At 51.7% G+C, this 16,927-nt stretch carries 11 protein-coding genes and 2 pseudogenes; 8 read left to right on the top strand and 5 right to left on the bottom strand.

From position 1 onward, the window contains the following. Nucleotides 1-13 precede the first annotated feature (13 nt). Entirely contained in the window at nucleotides 14-964 is a 951-nt protein-coding gene (gene trxB, locus CF651_RS05045; protein WP_094013765.1) for a thioredoxin-disulfide reductase, read from the top strand. Nucleotides 965-1,127: 163 nt separating this feature from the next. On the opposite strand, the gene CF651_RS05040 is transcribed toward trxB, so the two are convergent. From CF651_RS05040 to CF651_RS05020, 5 genes are all read right to left on the bottom strand, one after another. Next, on the bottom strand, nucleotides 1,128-2,066 hold the full coding sequence (locus CF651_RS05040) for a LysR family transcriptional regulator (protein ID WP_094013764.1): 939 nt from the start codon (nucleotides 2,064-2,066) through the stop codon (nucleotides 1,128-1,130). A 35-nt stretch (nucleotides 2,067-2,101) separates the two neighbouring features. Beyond that, entirely contained in the window at nucleotides 2,102-3,082 is a 981-nt protein-coding gene (locus CF651_RS05035) for a nucleoside hydrolase (protein ID WP_094013763.1), read from the bottom strand. 21 nt (nucleotides 3,083-3,103) lie between these two features. Further along, nucleotides 3,104-3,841, bottom strand: coding sequence for a GntR family transcriptional regulator (locus CF651_RS05030; protein ID WP_094013762.1), 738 nt, complete (start codon nucleotides 3,839-3,841; stop codon nucleotides 3,104-3,106). A 165-nt stretch (nucleotides 3,842-4,006) separates the two neighbouring features. Continuing rightward, nucleotides 4,007-5,371 carry an amidohydrolase family protein gene (locus CF651_RS05025; protein ID WP_094013761.1) on the bottom strand — a complete coding sequence of 455 codons (1,365 nt, stop codon included), beginning with the start codon at nucleotides 5,369-5,371 and terminating at the stop codon, nucleotides 4,007-4,009. An 11-nt stretch (nucleotides 5,372-5,382) separates the two neighbouring features. Further along, nucleotides 5,383-6,390, bottom strand: coding sequence for an ABC transporter substrate-binding protein (locus CF651_RS05020; protein WP_094013760.1), 1,008 nt, complete (start codon nucleotides 6,388-6,390; stop codon nucleotides 5,383-5,385). A 710-nt stretch (nucleotides 6,391-7,100) separates the two neighbouring features. Here CF651_RS05020 and CF651_RS32620 point away from each other — a divergent pair. The 7 genes and pseudogenes from CF651_RS32620 to CF651_RS04985 all read left to right on the top strand — a co-directional run. Continuing rightward, a pseudogene (locus CF651_RS32620) lies at nucleotides 7,101-7,694 on the top strand (3-keto-alpha-glucoside-1,2-lyase-like domain-containing protein); the annotation flags it as partial. Nucleotides 7,695-7,820: 126 nt separating this feature from the next. Continuing rightward, a pseudogene (locus CF651_RS32615) lies at nucleotides 7,821-9,008 on the top strand (right-handed parallel beta-helix repeat-containing protein); the annotation flags it as partial. Between the two features lie 155 nt (nucleotides 9,009-9,163). Next, nucleotides 9,164-12,382 (top strand): phospholipid carrier-dependent glycosyltransferase, encoded by a 3,219-nt coding sequence (locus CF651_RS05010; RefSeq protein WP_094013759.1) that lies wholly within the window; start codon nucleotides 9,164-9,166, stop codon nucleotides 12,380-12,382. A gap of 18 nt (nucleotides 12,383-12,400) precedes the next feature. After that, complete coding sequence (locus CF651_RS05005) at nucleotides 12,401-13,474, top strand: glycosyltransferase family 2 protein (RefSeq protein ID WP_094013758.1); 1,074 nt, start codon at nucleotides 12,401-12,403, stop codon at nucleotides 13,472-13,474. Continuing rightward, the gene (locus tag CF651_RS05000) at nucleotides 13,458-13,877 is read left to right on the top strand and encodes a GtrA family protein (protein WP_179232691.1); all 420 of its coding nucleotides are present in this window, start codon (nucleotides 13,458-13,460) and stop codon (nucleotides 13,875-13,877) included. Before CF651_RS05005 ends, CF651_RS05000 begins: the two co-directional genes overlap by 17 nt. Before the next feature lie 111 nt (nucleotides 13,878-13,988). Beyond that, nucleotides 13,989-16,076, top strand: coding sequence for a pectate lyase family protein (locus tag CF651_RS04995; protein ID WP_245855704.1), 2,088 nt, complete (start codon nucleotides 13,989-13,991; stop codon nucleotides 16,074-16,076). 232 nt (nucleotides 16,077-16,308) lie between these two features. Beyond that, the gene (locus CF651_RS04985) at nucleotides 16,309-16,785 is read left to right on the top strand and encodes a hypothetical protein (protein WP_094013755.1); all 477 of its coding nucleotides are present in this window, start codon (nucleotides 16,309-16,311) and stop codon (nucleotides 16,783-16,785) included. The last annotated feature ends 142 nt before the right edge of the window (nucleotides 16,786-16,927 follow it).

The raw sequence follows: 16,927 nt of genomic DNA, 5'->3' as shown, positions 1-16,927 counted from the left end.
GGAGTGGATTCGAATGTATAAATCCGTTATTATCGGAACCGGGCCTGCGGGCCTGACAGCAGCTATTTATTTGGCAAGAGCTAACCTAAACCCACTGATCATCGAGGGTCCGGAACCAGGCGGCCAGTTGACCACAACGACCGAGGTCGAAAATTTCCCGGGCTTTCCACAGGGCATTATGGGGCCGGAATTAATGGATAACATGCGCAAGCAGGCCGAACGGTTCGGCGCCGAATTCAAAACCGGCTGGGTGAACAAAGCGGACTTATCGAAACGTCCTTTTACACTAACGGTCGAAGGGCTTGGCGAAATTCAAACGGAAACGGTTATCGTTTCCACTGGGGCGTCCGCGAAATATTTGGGCATCCCGGGGGAAAAAGAAAATGTCGGCCGCGGGGTCAGCACCTGTGCGACATGCGACGGCTTCTTTTTCCGCAACAAAAAGATCATCGTCATCGGTGGAGGCGACTCCGCCATGGAGGAAGCGAATTTCTTGACCCGCTTTGCGTCCGAGGTCGTTCTGGTGAACCGCCGCAGCGAGCTGCGCGCCTCGAAAATTATGCAGGACCGCGCACGCGGCAATGCCAAAATCAGCTGGAGCCTAAACCGGACTCCACTGGAGGTCGTCAGCGGTGAGCGCGGCGTAACCGGGCTGAAGGTAAGAAATAATGAAACCGGGGAAGAGGAAATCATCGAAACGGACGGGATCTTCGTAGCGATCGGACATAGACCGAATACGGGGTTTCTCGAAGGTCAATTGACGACCGACGAGAATGGCTATCTGGTCGTCAATCCCGGTACGACAGAAACGAACGTTCCCGGTGTGTTCGCCTGCGGCGACGTGCAGGACAACCGCTACCGTCAAGCGATTAGCGCAGCGGGAACCGGTTGTATGGCTGCCCTCGACAGCGAGCGCTACCTGGAATCCGTAGAGCACCATGAAGCTTCCACAACGACAGTGTAATCCTATTCCCATCAATAAAGGTATGTCAGGTCGATGGACCCGGCATACCTTTATTTTTTCAACAATTTGGATGGCAGGGCTTTGATACGTATCGCGGCACTTTGAGCTATGCGTCATCTTCTTGCAGGTCGGCACAGCCGCTGCTTTCCGGCAGCATCCATCATTAGCCTGAGCCCGCGGCATAGCTTGCGTGCTTTAATGGGACTTCCTGTGCAGCCCGATTTTTATGAAAATAATCAATGACGTATTGAAGAAAATGTAAGGTTGAAGGGGACAGGGATCTTCCCTCGATCCAGGCAATGCCTATTTGTCTAGTGCATACGGGCCATGTGATGGGAAGCAGAGCAAGCTTTTTCTTGTCCAGCCCGCGCAACCCCGGTACGATAGCTACGCCAAGACCGGAAGAGACCAGACTTATAACGGTTTGCAGCTCATCCCCTTCGAATACAACCTGAGGGGCGACGCCTGCTTCCGATAGCACCCGATCCGCTTCTGTGCGAAGATCGTGCCCTGCCTTGAATGCAATCCATTGCTCTTCGGCGATCTCCTCCAGCCGGACGGCGGATTTTTTGGCCAGTCTATGGTCAATAGGTACAGCGATATACATAGGTTCACTCCACAGCCTCACCCATTGCAAGGAAGGGGAAGGGACGGATGGCTTCTCCACCATACATAAGTCAATTTCCTTGCGCCTCAGCTGCTCAAGCAAGGCCGCAGCATCATTCTGGTAAAATTGAAACCGCGGATCCGGGCTTTCCATCCGGTAAGCCTGCAATAGCTCAGGCAGGGTATGGGGGCTGATTGCCTGCAGGAAGCCGACCGCGATTTCATCTGACTCCGGCCTCGTCATCCACTGCAGCTCCTGCTGCGCAGCCTCAAATTCTCTCATCATACTGTCGACATGCTTCAAAAATAACCGGCCGTACCGGTTCAGCTTGATGGAACGGCCGTGTCTGTCGAATAAGGGAACGCCCAACTCCTTCTCCAGACGGGATATCGAACGGCTAAGCGCAGATTGGGTCACGGATAAATGCTTGGCTGCAGCCGTCATATGCTCCAAATGCCCGGCAAGACAAAAGTACTCCAATTGCTGCCATTCCATGCCGATTCCCCCTAGTATAATTAGGATCCCTTTCGTTACTCAAATTGTCCATAGCTGCCGCTTAGCATGGCCTCAAGCATGCGCACGAATCGCTTGTAGTCCACCTCCAGGCATACCTCCGCATTCGGCGGCCCGCCTTTCCAGAATGGGTTGGGCTCCGGATGCGGGCGGGTATCCATCGCGACATATCCGCGATTTTGCTCGCTATGACATTCCACCTCGACGTAGTATCGCGCCGACTTGGTCATTAATTCAGGGCGGATGCAGATCGCCGTCGTGATCGAATCCGGGTGCGTAATGCCGTCCAGACCGCCGAACTCCCGATTGAACTGCAGCGCGGATCGGTTAATTTGATGATAAAAATGGGAGGCCGGCGTATCGATCTGCTGCAGCATGTCCAAATCCTCCCCGCCAACCAGGCTGTATAGGCACGTAATATCCCAGCCCACCGTCGTAACCGGGAATCCCGCCTGGAGCACGATTTGTGCCGCATCCGGGTCCGCATAAAAATTAAATTCCGCCGAAGGCGTTATATTTCCCTGGAAATGCCTCGTTCCTCCCATGATCCATACATGCTTGACCTTGTGGACGATGGTCGGGTCGAGCTTGTAAGCTACCGCCAGATTCGTCAGCGGGCCGTGAGCGACGATTTCCAGCTCGCCGGGATACCGGTTGACCAGCCTCACGATCGCATTCGCACCATGCTCCGCCTCGGGCTGCAGTGTAGGATCGGGAAAATGGCTTTCTCCCATTCCATCGGATCCATGCACGAAGGAAGCGAGCAGCTGAGGGCGAAGCAGCGGCTTGTCGCAGCCCGGATAGACGGGGACAGGCGTGCCTTCCGCGAATTTCTCAACGGTCAACAGTGCGTTCCGCGTGCACAAATCAAGGGGGACGTTCCCTGCCACGGTAGTAATGGCCTCCAGCTTGACGCCGGGCCAGCGGAGAGCAAATAACAAGGAGGTGGCGTCATCTCCCGCCGTGTCGGTATCTATAAGCAATCGTTTCATTGTCATCGCAGATCCAGCTCCGTTTCATTAATATAGGTGGCGGCGCATAATGCCGAAATCGATAAGGCCGGGACAATACAGCTCGCTGGACAAAAATAACGGCGAATCGCTAGGGGCATAGCCTACGTTCTCCAATGCGAGAAGAGGCGTGCCCGCAGGAATCCGGAGCAGGTCGGCTAATGCGGCATCGGCACATCTGGCAATGAGATGAGCGACGCCGTAGGATACGGGACCGAGCCCGTTCTTGGCGAGAAAATGGAACGTATCCGACGTTTCCAGCAAGGCTGCATTGCAATCGGGAGGGAGCAGTGCCAACGGAATCGTATCCTGGCATAAAATAGCCGGCTGTCCGTCTGCCGTAAACAGCTTGCGAACTGTGACGGCGGGCTCGCCCGGCGAGCTTCCCAGTTTTTTCGCCTCGTCCGGGGAGAGGGGGCCTTTATGCAGCCCCAAAAGCTGTATGTCCGCTTCAAAGCCGGATTGCTCGATTAGCTTTTTGAATTCGATCCAGGCATCGAGCCGCGCGTGAATTTGGGAGGCAATCGGATTGACGAACGTACCTAATCCGTGCTTGCGGTGGATGAAGCCGCTGGACTCCAATTCCCCTAACGCTGCTCTCACGGTGGAGCGGCTGACACCGAACATTTCGGCAATACGCTCTTCGGATGGCAGTCTGCCTTCCTCCTTCGCCCATTGCTCCCTGATCATATGGACAATGAGTCTCCGGGTCTCCGAAACTCGGGAGGAGGCGGTTTTTATTTTCATCGCGATACCCTCCTGATTCAAGGTTTTGTACGATCCCTCTGTCCGCGATCGTTCCTGTTCGACGGATTCGATAGACGCTTTCTAAGCTGCATTGGTCAGACGTCCTACCTCTTAGAAGCCGGAAAACCCTGCTTGCTTGGCGTCTGACCGTTGAATGGAACGAAACTATAGACGGGAGCTTGGGAAAATGAAATCCTTCGGAATGAATGCTTCGCGACGAAGCAGTAATTGTTCCACGGCCTGCTGCGCATGGTCCATAATCCGATCCGTGTCTCCGCTAAGCAGCTGCTTTCCCCGGACCAGCACTTTGCCGTCCACAAGCACCGTATCCACATCGCTTCCCGATGCCGAATACACCAGATTGCTAACAACATTGTCATATTTCCCGGTCAGGAAAGGGGTTAAATGCGGTTTGCGGTAATCCAGGATCGTGATGTCGGCTTTCTTGCCTGCCTCAAGCGATCCAATTTCCCGATCAAGACCCAGCGCTTTGGCTCCTCCGATCGTTGCCATTCGCAATACCTCCTCCGCTTTCATGACTGTGGCATCCAGATGGCGTACCTTTTGCAGCAAAGGAACGAATTTCATTTCCTCCAGCATATCAAGGCTATTGTTTTCTTTGACTCCATCGGTACCGATGCCGACGTTGATCCCCCGTTCCAGCATGGACGTAATAGGGGAGATACCGGATGCGAGCTTCAAATTGCTGATAGGGCAATGAGCTGCGGAAGTGCCTGTTCGTGCCATCAATTCCAACTCGACCTCCTCCATCCATACACAGTGGGCCAGGACGGTACGGGGGCCTAGTATACCACGCTGATGAAACAGCTCCACCGGCCATACGCCAAACTTCTCATGCAGGTCTCGGGCCATTTGCTGCGATTCCTCGCCATGCGTATGGATGCCAACGTTATACCGTTCGGCGTAATCGGCGGCTTGCCGATAAGCTTCGGGCGTGCAGTAAGCGAGATGCTCCAAGCCTATCCATACTTGAATCCTTCCGTTCGCAGTATTGTTGCGTTCTTCAATGAGCCTTACGTTGTTCTCCAGCGTTTCGAAGTACAAGTAGGGCGGGGCATCCGCTACATAGGGGGACAATACGGCTCTCATGCCCAGCTGCTCGGCAGCGTCCGCGCTCCGGTGCATGTACCGGTACATATCAAGCACAGTGGTTGTACCGGAGAGCAGCGATTCCGCGTAGCAGAGCATGGATGCGGCATACGCCTCTTCCTCTGTCAAAGCGCGGTGCTTCGGATCCACATGCTTCGCCAGCCATTCGAACACGGGCATATCCTCGGCGGTCCCGCGGATTAAGCCGGAATGGAGGTGCAAATTGACGATTCCCGGCAGGACGACTTTTCCTTTCGCATCGATAACGGGCATGCCCGAATATTTGGCTTCCAGCTCGGCAGACGGTCCGACCTCCCGGATGCGTCCGTTTTCTACGACGACAGCTCCGTCATGCCAAATTTCATTTGTGCTATTGACGGTAAGCACGGTTCCGCCTGTAATCAAATAGTTGTTGTCCATGAACTCACCCCTTATTTAGTCGGTAAAAACTTGGTTGTATATGCTTTTTTTACATCTAATGAAGCATCGATCAAGCCTATGCTTACAAGCTGGTCTTTTAGAGTGCTCCAGCGCTCCTCGCTCATGTAGCCGAAGCCGTGCTCAGCTGCGTCCCCGCCATAAATGTAGTCCTTGGAGGCTTCGGCGCTGTATTGAAACATCTCAAGCGGAGAATCCGGATTAAAGGTATGGATATACTCATTGAGCTCCCGATAATGATCCTTGTAGTAATTCCAGCCTTTAACGGAAGCCTCCACATATGCTTTTACGGTGTCCGGCTGATCGGCGATATATTTTTCCGTCGTTACCAGCAGCATCGTGTAAGGATTAAATCCTGTCAGCTTGGAGATGGGGACGGCTTCAAATTCGAACCCGGCGGATTTCAGGCTATAGCCCTCGCTTGTAATATAGCCCTGATTGACGGAGCCGGGATTGGCCATGAAGGCTGCCATGGAGCCGGTATAAGCAAGTTCTTTGACATTTTGCGGGGCATATTTCTTCTTCATGTACTCCCAGTAAGGAATTCCCGGCGTAACGTAAAAGGTTCGATTGTTCAGCTTGTCTACGGAACTGATCGGATCTCCTTTATGGCTGAAGATCGTCAGCGGTCCTTGCTGGAACACGGAAGCTACGGCAACAATCGGCAAGCCTTGTTTCCTGGCGATGAGCAATTCGTCTGCGCTGGCCATTGCAAACTGATATTTGCCCGATGCAACCAGCTGCAAGCCCGAAACCTGAGGCCCCCCGGGATCCAGCGTCATATCGAGGCCGGCTTCCTTGTAATACCCCATTTTCATTGCGGTGTATTGTCCGCCATGCTCCGCTTCGGCAAACCAGTTCGTGACCTGGGATACCTTGGTCAATGGTTTGGTCCCGGCTTCCTTAGCAGTGCTTTTCACTGCGTCTGCGTCACTCTTGCCGCACGCAGAGAGGAACAGCAAGCTAAGTACCACGATGCACTGCCCTACAGCCTTCTTCATGCAATCACTCCTTTTCAGAATTAATGGATACCGTTTTTTTTACAAACGATCCCTCGTTTACGTAAGTATTAGTAACATCAACGTGACGCTCATGCAATGAGGTTTTAAGGCAATTGGCATGCTGCATAATAAAATAGCTTTGCTTTGATCATTGGGCACATATGAACTTATAAATAATCCCATATATAGGTATTTGGTGGGGGTATTTCGAAGTCATATTGTTGTCAGCTATACCTGTTTTTTATGTTATCGGTTATATAGCTTTAATGTAATGTTAGGTTTGTGGTATGTAGATGGAGCGGGATAGGCTCGTACCTCGAAGGGTCCTGTTGCAAAGAAACCATGGGTCAATTTCAACTCCCGTTAGTGCTCAAAAATGAGGTCATCCTTATGGGAGAACGAGAAGTGGAAGTGAATCCAAATATAAAGGCACTATTTTACACTAAATATGGCAAAAAAATGATCTTATGATTACTATTCCAGTTGATGGTTCATCATCAAATTGACTAAATAGTTAAATAATGTTTATTGATGTAACCTTATCCAAGCGTTAGATTGAGAACAGAAGACGCGAGGCTATTCCACCTTGCATGTTTTCAATAAGAACAGGAGGTGAATATCGTCCATATCCGTTTGGTCATGATGTGTGTTTCACGCTTTAATGTCCGGATTGCATGCAACTAAATCGCAAGAGGAGGAAAAGTTAACAAATGATGAAAAAGAAACGATTGAAAGGTCTTGCAGGGATCTTGAGCTCCACATTACTCTTCGGATCACTGATGATTGCTCCGGTTTCAGCAGCCAGCTTGTTAAATGATAACTTCGACGATGGCGATGCCAGCGGATGGGTTACACAGAATGGAACCTGGTCCGTTGTACAGGACGGCGGCTCCTATGTTTACTATCAATCCAGCACGAATGAAGGGCGAGCCTCGGCAGGGAGCCAGTCCTGGACCGATTACAGCGTGGAAGCCAAAGTGAAGGTTGATAATTGGAATGGATCGAACCGGACGTATGTAGCCGGTCGTTATCTGGACGGCAACAATTTCTATGCTGCGTCCTTATACAATAGCAGTGGCGGTACTTTGGAAATACGGAAAAAAGTAAGCGGTTCCACGACGACTTTAGCAACCAAAACGAACTTTGGTCTTGCTGCCGGAACCTGGTACACGGTCAAGCTTGAGCTTTCCGGCTCAACAATTAATATGTACGTGAACGGAACGCTGCAGCTGACGGCTACGGACACAAGCCTCGCTTCCGGGGGCGTAGGCCTCGTCGCTTACAAAACGGTCGCGAAATTCGATGACATCGTCGTTTCGGATGCATCCGGCTCAACACCGACGCCGACACCGACACCGACACCGACGCCAACGCCGACACCGACACCGACACCGACACCGACACCGACACCAACACCAACACCGACACCAACACCAACTGCGGGTACGATCTATGCGGCCCCAGACGGTTTGGACAGCAACAGCGGCACTTCCGTCAGCAGTCCGACCAGCTTTACCTCCGCCCTCACCAAAGTCGCGGCAGGAGGAACCATTTATTTGCGTGGAGGCACCTACGCTTATTCCACCCAAGTGACGATTGACCGGACGAACAGCGGCACGGCCAGTGCCAAGAAAACGATCGCGCCTTACGGCTCAGAGAAGCCGGTACTCGATTTCTCGTCCCAGTCTTACAACGCTTCCGATGTTTCGCTGAATGCCAGAGGCTTGCAAATCAACGGCAGCTACTGGTACGTGAAGGGTCTTGAGGTCAAAGGCTCCGCAGATAACGGCGTATACGTTGCAGGGAACAACAACCGCATCGAAAATCTCGACATCCACAATAACCGGGATACCGGGCTGCAAATCGGCAGATACGCTTCCTCCGCTCCGAATAGCGAATGGCCGGCCAATAACGAAATCATCAATACGTATTCCCACGATAACTTCGATCCGGATAACGGCGAGGATGCCGATGGCTTCGCAGCCAAGCTGACAGTAGGTCCCGGCAACGTGTTTGACGGCTGCATCTCCGCTTACAATACCGACGATGGCTGGGATTTGTATACAAAATCGGAAACCGGCGCTATCAGTCCTGTAACGATCCGAAACAGTGTGGCCCACCACAACGGGCAAACCTCGACGGGAAGCACTACGAGCAACAGTGACGGGAACGGCTTCAAGCTGGGCGGGGAAAAAATCGCCGTCAACCACATCGTCACGAATTCGGTCGCCTATCTGAACAAAAAGCACGGCTTCACATACAACAGCAATCCAGGCTCCATTGTTCTGACCAACAACACTTCCTACAGCAACGGACAAAGTAACTTTGCCTTCGATGCAGGTACACACCAATTTACTAACAATCTGTCCTACAAAGGCTCCTCCAGCGATAAAACAAGCGGAACTGATGTACAGAACACGAATGTTTGGTGGAAAAACAATGCAAGTACAAATGGAAAAGGCTTGGTCGCCAGCGACGCCGATTTTGTCAGCTTGACGCCGACATTGACCCGCAATGCGGACGGTTCCCCGAACTTCGGCAATTTCCTGAAGCTGGCTCCGGGTAGCGATTTAATTGGCGCGGGAACGCCTAGCGGTACGAATATCGGGCATCAGTAATGCTGCAATTCACCCTATAAAAGGGCGGCTTATGTTGTAAAAAGGGATGCCCGGAGAAGAGATGCATACGCTCCGGGCGAATCCCCAAATTCAACCGTCCACTGTAAGACGGGTAATCCGATAATGTGTTCATAAACCGGGAGGAGGCATAAGCGATGGCTACGTTGATCTATAGCTTGCTCTTTACAAGCTTATTCTTCTTCGTTCACCGATGGATGCAAAGGGGGGAATTGATTTCCGATTCACTTGTTCAACGGGGCCGGATCCTTCCCGTGCTATTAGCTCTCGGTGCTTTGCTGCGCTGGGTCATAGCCGGAACGGTGTATGGCTATGACATCGATGTCCACACCTTCCAGGCCTGGGCTGGCCATGCGGCGGCAGCGGGGCCGACGGGCTTTTACTCGCAGGATTTGTTTGTTGATTACCCGCCTGGGTATATCTATGTTTTATTCATCCTCGGGAAGTTACGCACTCTTCTGTCTATACCCTTTGATTCGACGCTGTTTCTAATTTTGTTAAAAAGTCCGGCCATCATTGCCGATCTGCTCACTGCTTACCTGCTGTATCGCTGGGCCGCCCGGCAGGTCACTGTTTCTGCGGCTGCAGGTGTTTCGGTCTTGTATTTGTTCAATCCTGCCATTGTAGTGAATGCAGCAGCATGGGGGCAGGTCGATTCTTTCTTCATGCTGTGGGTTTTATTATGGCTTGAAGCGCTCCGACGCGGAGCAGTAAGCAAAGCGGCAATCTTGTATGCAGCTGCTCTTCTCATAAAGCCGCAGGCGCTGTTGTTGGCGCCGCTGCTGCTGTTGTACCTCCTGCGCCGGCAAAGCTGGCGGAGCGGGCTGCAATGCCTGGGCTGGGGTGCGGGAACCTTCGCCGTGCTGGCGCTGCCTTTTACTCTTCATCAAGGGCCGTTTTGGATCGTGAAGCTGTACTTCGGCACTTTGGCCTCGTATCCTTATGCGAGCCTGAATGCTTTTAATTTGATGAGCCTGCTCGGAGGGAACTTTGTTTCGTTAACGGACAGAGTACTCTTCTTCACATACCAGACCTGGAGTATTGCTTTGATGGCTGTCGTGCTGGGCGGCTGCGTGGTTCTTTATTTCAAGAGCCGTCGAGACGAATCGCAGCTGGTCCTGATCGCCGGCTTGTTGATGGCCGGAGCCTTCCTGGTGCTGACCAAGATGCATGAACGGTATTTGTTCTATGCGCTTCCCCTAGTGCTCGTCAGCTTCATTCAGCTGCGGGACAGAAGGTTGCTTTACCTATTTATCGGGCTCAGCCTGACGCACTTCGTCAACGTCAATCAAGTGCTCCTAGACAGCATGCGCCAGTCGTATCACATGGCCTCACAGGACCCGCTGCTTCTTGTTAGTTCTGCCGTTAATACATTGTTTTATGCCTATTTCGCCTGGGTATCCTGGTGTGTGGTTGTCAAGGGAGAGCGGCGAGAGCTGACGCTGACAAGGGCCGGGAATGCAGCGAAACCCCAAGTGAAGGCGAGGGGGAGCTCCGGTGTGGCCAGAGCTCAAGTAAGCGCCGCCAAGGAAAGCGGAGCCCTGCCCGCCCGGCCGCCTGAGCTTATGCAGGAACAGCCGCTGCCATGGAAGCGCAAGGATCTTGTGCTGCTAGGCATTCTGGTTATCTGCTATTCGGTGCTCGCGTTCTGCAACCTCGGTTCGCTGCAGGCTCCGGAAACCGGCTGGCAGGCAACTAGGGCAGGGGAAAGTCTTGTTTTTGATCTGGGTGCAGCGAAGGAAGTTGAACGCATCAATAGCTTCTCCGGCATCGGAGACGGCAGCTTTACCTACGAGCTGAGCGAGGATAAGCAAATGTGGAGTCCTCCCGTTACAGTGAAGAGCGACGCCTTCAAAGTATTCATGTGGCAGGTTGTACCGATCAACGCTAGCGGCCGTTATATGAAGCTGACGGTGGTTAAGCCGCCATTCCAGCTTCAGGAGGTTGCCGTCTATGAGAGGGGAAGCGAGGTTCCGGTACCGATTCAATCGGTGAGTAGGGATACCGTGAATCCGGCAACTGCAGGGGATTTGGCATGGCTGTATGACGAGTCTTCCAAAGCCGCTTATCGGGCGACGTTCTGGAACGGGGCGATATTTGATGAGATTTATCATGCGCGCACCGCTTACGAGCATTTGCATCAGCTGGAGCCTTACGAATCCACACATCCCCCGCTCGGCAAAGTGTTGATATCCTGGGGAATATCGATCTTCGGCATGACCCCGTTCGGGTGGCGGTTCATGGGCACGCTTGCCGGGACCGGCATGCTGCCTGTGATTTATGTAATGGGCAAGCGGCTGCTGGGCCGAAGTGAGTCTGCTTTCATCGCTTGTTTTCTTCTCGCTTGCGACGGGCTTCATTTTGTACAATCCCGTATTGCGACGATTGACGTATACGCTGTGTTTTTTATTATGCTGATGTTTTATTACATGCACCGTTTCAGCTCGACGAGCTTGTTCGCCACGTCCTGGAAGCGGGCCTGGGTGCCGCTCGGTTTATCCGGGTTGTGCTTCGGACTCGGTGCCGCTTCCAAATGGATCGCCGCCTATGGCGGGCTCGGATTGGCCTGCTTGTGGCTGCTGTGGCTGCTCACGCAATACAGGCTGTACCGGCAGGCGGGAGAGGCTTTGGAGGTCAAGCATAAACAGGATCGGCAGACGCAGGCCGAGTGGCGGCATATCCGGGATGTTTTTCCGTATAGAGCTGCCGTTACTGTTGGGTGGTGCGTGCTCTACTTCATCGCCGTTCCGATGATCGTTTATATACTGGCTTACATTCCGTTCATGCGGGTACCGGGTCCGGGTCACGGGCTTGCCGATGTGCTGAGCTATCAGAAGCATATGCTTTCATACCACAGTCTGCTTACCGGCACGCATCCGTTCAGCTCCTCCTGGTGGCAATGGCCTCTCATGAACCGGCCCGTCTGGTATTACGGCGCAGCCGAGCTGTCACCCGGCACCATCTCCAGCATTGTTGCGATAGGCAATCCGCTTATTTGGTGGGTGGGGTTCGGAGCGATGCTGCACCTGACCTACAGAGCGATTCGGACGGGGGAACGCACGGCGGTATTTCTGAGCGTCGCATATGTTTCGCAATATATTCCATGGATGCTGGTGCCGCGTATGACGTTTCTGTACCACTACTTTGCGATGGTTCCTTTTCTTATCCTGGCTCTCGCTTATTATTGCAAGCAGTGGATGCTTGAACAGCCGGTTAAACGTCGCCGTTTAACGGTGTATTTGGCCGCCGTCGCCGTATGCTTCATCTTGTTTTATCCGGTGCTTTCCGGGCTGGTCGTGGATCGGAGCTATGCGGAGCATGTGCTGAAATGGTTCCCGCGTTGGCAGTTTTTTTGAAAAGTGAGGAGGAAGCTCATGTTGTTCGAACCCATCCGTTATTCCGTCATCGTTCCGATGTTTAATGAACAGGAAGTTATTGTGGAGACATATCGCAGGCTGAAATGTGTCATGGACACATTGGGCGAGCCGTACGAGCTGCTGCTCGTAAATGACGGGAGCCGGGACCGTACAGCCGAAATCGTCAATGGCATTATTGAAAACGACGCCAATGTCAAAATGATCAGCTTCGCCCGCAACTTCGGACACCAGGTCGCTATTTCCGCAGGAATGGACCACGCCCAAGGGCAAGCTGTCGTCGTCATTGATGCCGACCTGCAGGACCCTCCGGAGGTCATTGTCAGCATGATCGGCAAGTGGAAGGAGGGCTATGATGTAGTTTACGGCAAGAGGGTGGAACGAAGAGGGGAAACGTGGTTCAAAAGGGTGACGGCCCACGGTTTTTACCGGCTCCTGAAAGCGTTAACGAGTGTGGATATTCCCGTCGATACCGGTGATTTTCGGCTGATCGACCGCAAAGTATGCGATGTGCTGAAATCATTGACCGAGCGGAACCGGTATGTCCGCGGATTGGTCAGCTGGGTGGGCTTCCGGCAGACCTCGGTGGAGTACATACGCGAGGAAAGGTGGGCGGGGGAAACCAAGTACCCGCTAGGCAAAATGCTCCGGTTTGCCTTGGACGCGATCACCTCGTTTTCCTATAAGCCTTTGAAATTGGCCGGTTATCTTGGCTTCACGCTATCGGCTGTCAGCTTCCTATATTTAATGATTATCATGTATCAGAAGCTGTTTACAGACACGACCATTACGGGCTGGGCCTCCATCGTGGCGGTCAATTTATTTTTCAATGGCGTCATGCTCATTATTTTGGGGATTATCGGCGAATATATCGGACGTATTTACGACGAATCCAAGGGCCGGCCGCTTTACATTATCCGGGACAAGTCGGGGTATGGAGCCGGAACGGGAGCCAGGGGGAATCCGGGAAGCGATGCAGGCTATCCTCTCCAGGGGGGAATCCATTCGAAGCCGGAATCCGCTGCCGTTCCCGTCCCCGCGGCAGCCAAGGAACGTTATGAGATATTCAGCTGAGCTGAGGAGGACGGCTGTAGAAGCCTTCAAGTTTCATACGGTGGGATTGATGAACACGGGGATCGATGTTTTTTTGTTCATTGCCCTGGTTCATCTCGGAGTCCTTGCTTACGCAGCTCAGCTGCTCGCATATAGCGCAGGGATGCTGAACAGCTACTTCTGGAACGGGAGATGGACGTTTCGGGAGAGAACGGCCGGGGGCAAGTATGTTTGGCTGAAATTTGTGCTCTGGAACATTGCCTGGCTCGGGCTGTCTTCAATCGGGCTCTTCCTGCTTGAACAGAGCCGTCTTCTGCCCGTCTTCTGGGCGAAGGGGGCGGTTACAGGAGCAACGCTTCTGCTGAATTACGGAGTAAGCCGAAGCTGGATTTTTGCCGTGAGGAAGCCGGATGAAAGGGGGTGACGCCTACTGTTGAGAGGCTGCAGGGCACCAAGGACAGGAAGAGCTTCAAAATGGTTTATCGGTAAATGCAAGCAGGACCAATAGCAAGCTACATATCATGGGAGGTTAGTCATGAACAAAGTACAACGCTTCAAACGGTGGAAACAAAATACGGCCTTTGCGCTATGCTTAGCTTTAGTCATGTCCCTTATCGTCGTTTATCCTGCCAGTGCCGCTACCTTGTTCAGCGATAATTTCGACGATGGCAATGCTAACGACTGGACCGCAACCACAGGCACATGGTCCGTCGTTCAGGACGGGGGCAGCTACGTATATTATCAATCCAGCACGAGCGAGGGCCGCACTTCGGCAGGCAGCCAAGCCTGGACGGATTACAGTGTAGAGGCCAATGTGAAGGTGGACAATTTTAACGGCTCGAACCGCACCTATGTGGCGGGCAGATACGTGGACGGCAACAACTTCTATGCGGCCTCGTTGTACAATAGCAGCGGCGGTACGCTGGAAATCAGGAAAAAAGTAAGCGGTTCTACCACCACGCTGGTGAGTAAAACGAATTTCGGCCTGACTACAGGTACATGGTATACGGTCAAGCTGGAAATGATCGGCACCACAATTAACATGTACGTGAACGGAGCTTTGCAGCTATCCGCAACGGATAGCAGTTTGACCGCAGGAGCAGTCGGTCTGGTCTCCTACAAAACCGTAAGCAAATTCGACAATGTGACGGTCTCGGATACAGCCTCTTCGACACCAACACCAACACCAACACCAACACCAACACCGACACCAACACCGACACCAACACCAACACCGACACCAACACCAACACCAACACCAACACCAACGCCAACACCGGCTCCTGGTGCTTTAAGCGAGTACAATCTTGCGGGCTTCTCGACCGGCAATACGGGCGGAGGCAACATTCCCGAGACGGATGCACGTTACAAAAAAGTATACAATGCGACCGATCTTGCCGTGGCATTGAAAAAAAACTCCGGCTACAAGGTCGTCGAAATTATGAATGACCTGAACCTTGGCTGGAATGAAATCCCGACAGGGGCACAAGTCATGCCTTTTGTGGCTAACAATAGCCCGCTCACGCATCCGGTACTGCTGACAACCGGTGTGAGCAAAATTTATATTGACGGCTTCGACGGTCTGACGATTTTCTCCGCTAACGGCGCCAAAATCAAGCATGCTTCGCTGGATATTAAATACGTGAACAATGTCATTATCCGCAACCTGGAATTCGATGAGTTGTGGGAGTGGGATGAGTCGACCAAAGGCAATTATGACAAGAACGACTGGGATTACATTACGGTGGAAGGTGCGAGCACCAAAGTATGGATCGACCATTGTACCTTCAATAAAGCTTATGACGGATTGGTTGATGTGAAAAAAGGCAGCAGCGGCGTCACCGTCTCCTGGTCCACCTTCAAGGGAGACGATCAAAGCGCGAACAGCTGGGTGACTCAGCAAATCAATGCGATGGAAGCGAACCCGTCCGCTTATCCCATGTACGCTTATTTGAGAAGCAGTGCGATCGGACTCAGCAAAAGCGATATTATCGCCATTGCGGCAGGTCAGAAAAAGGGGCATTTGGTAGGGGCTACGGAATTCGCCTCGGACAATGCCAATCTTCAAGTAACTTTGCATCATAATTACTATAAAGACATTCAAGACCGGATGCCTCGTCTTCGTGGGGGCAACGCTCACGCGTACAACATCGTGATGGATAATGCGAGTGCTTGGGCGGCCAAGCAAAAAATAACCTCTGCAATGGAGACAGCTATTGCCTCTAAAGGCTATCATTTCGGCGTAACCAGCAATGGTGCCATTTCTACTGAGAGCGGCGCTGTACAGTTGGAGAAATCGGTCATCATTGATGTGGCTTCTCCGATCCGCAACAACCAGGCCGATCCGGCAGATGCAAGCTACACCGGGAAAATCCGCGCGCTGGATACGATTTACTCTCTGAACGGAACGACTTTCAGAGGAGATAGTGATACGTCAGGAAGTCCGTTGGCCCCTGTACCGGCTCCGGTCAAGGCGTTCTCGTGGAACGGCTTCACTGCGCTGCCATACAGCTACAGTCCTGATGATCCGTCTACGCTTAAAGCTAGATTGAGCGCCTCGAACGGCTCAGGTGCCGGCAAGCTCACCTGGTCCAAGGTCAACTGGCTGTTGACCAGCTACTAATTGTTGAAAGAATTCACTCTCCCATGGTTGAGGCATGGGGGAGTGTTTTTTCTACTAGGGATAAAAGGGCAAGGGAAAGGAAACGGTTGTGTTCAAGCGTCAGTTCGGTATGGTAAAGTATGGATATATTGGGAATGGGGGAATGAGGGCTTGGAGGGGATAAAGATGTTGCATCGTGCAAAAGAATTTGTATATAGAAGAATTTATTATGTGAAAGAAGGAAAGTGTTAAATTGAAAAACAAAAAAACAATAGTTATAGTGGCAATTATTATTTTATTTATTGCTGTATTAATAGGTCTAATAAAGAAAGATATATGGGAAGTTAATGCAGATTTATTGAAAGAAGAAGTGTTATCTATTGAACAATTTGTTAAAACGGTGAATTTAAACGATATAACCCCATTTGAATGGGATGTAGTTTACTCTTTTGACCCCTATACAACAAAAGATACGATATACGAAACAGTTGGATATAAATGGGATAACATCAGTGAAACAGTAAATGAAGGAATGAACCAAATAGTATTTATGAGGAATGGAAAAGTAGTTTGTTATTTGTATGGATACCCTGAAAACAATGGGTATGGCATCTATTTTACGGGTGAAAATGGAACAGAAGTAACCTCTGCATCTGTGCTTAATGCAGAAGAAGATTTAACTTTTCAAGTGGAAAGAAGTGATAAAGTTATATATTTAAAGAACTATTAAACACCAAATATAACTTCAACTATTTAGGTGATTAAGAATAAAAGTGAGGGATTCCTCAAAATGGAATTCCCTCATTCTTTCATCACAATAATCAACATTAAAATTTAACAGAGCCTTGTTTTAAAATGTGCATATGCGTATC

This window comes from Paenibacillus rigui (genome assembly GCF_002234615.1).
In the GTDB taxonomy this organism is placed as follows: Bacteria; Bacillota; Bacilli; order Paenibacillales; family NBRC-103111; genus Paenibacillus_S; species Paenibacillus_S rigui.
The sequence above is the reverse complement of the archived record's forward strand: the minus strand, read 5'-3'. Positions and strand labels throughout refer to the sequence as shown.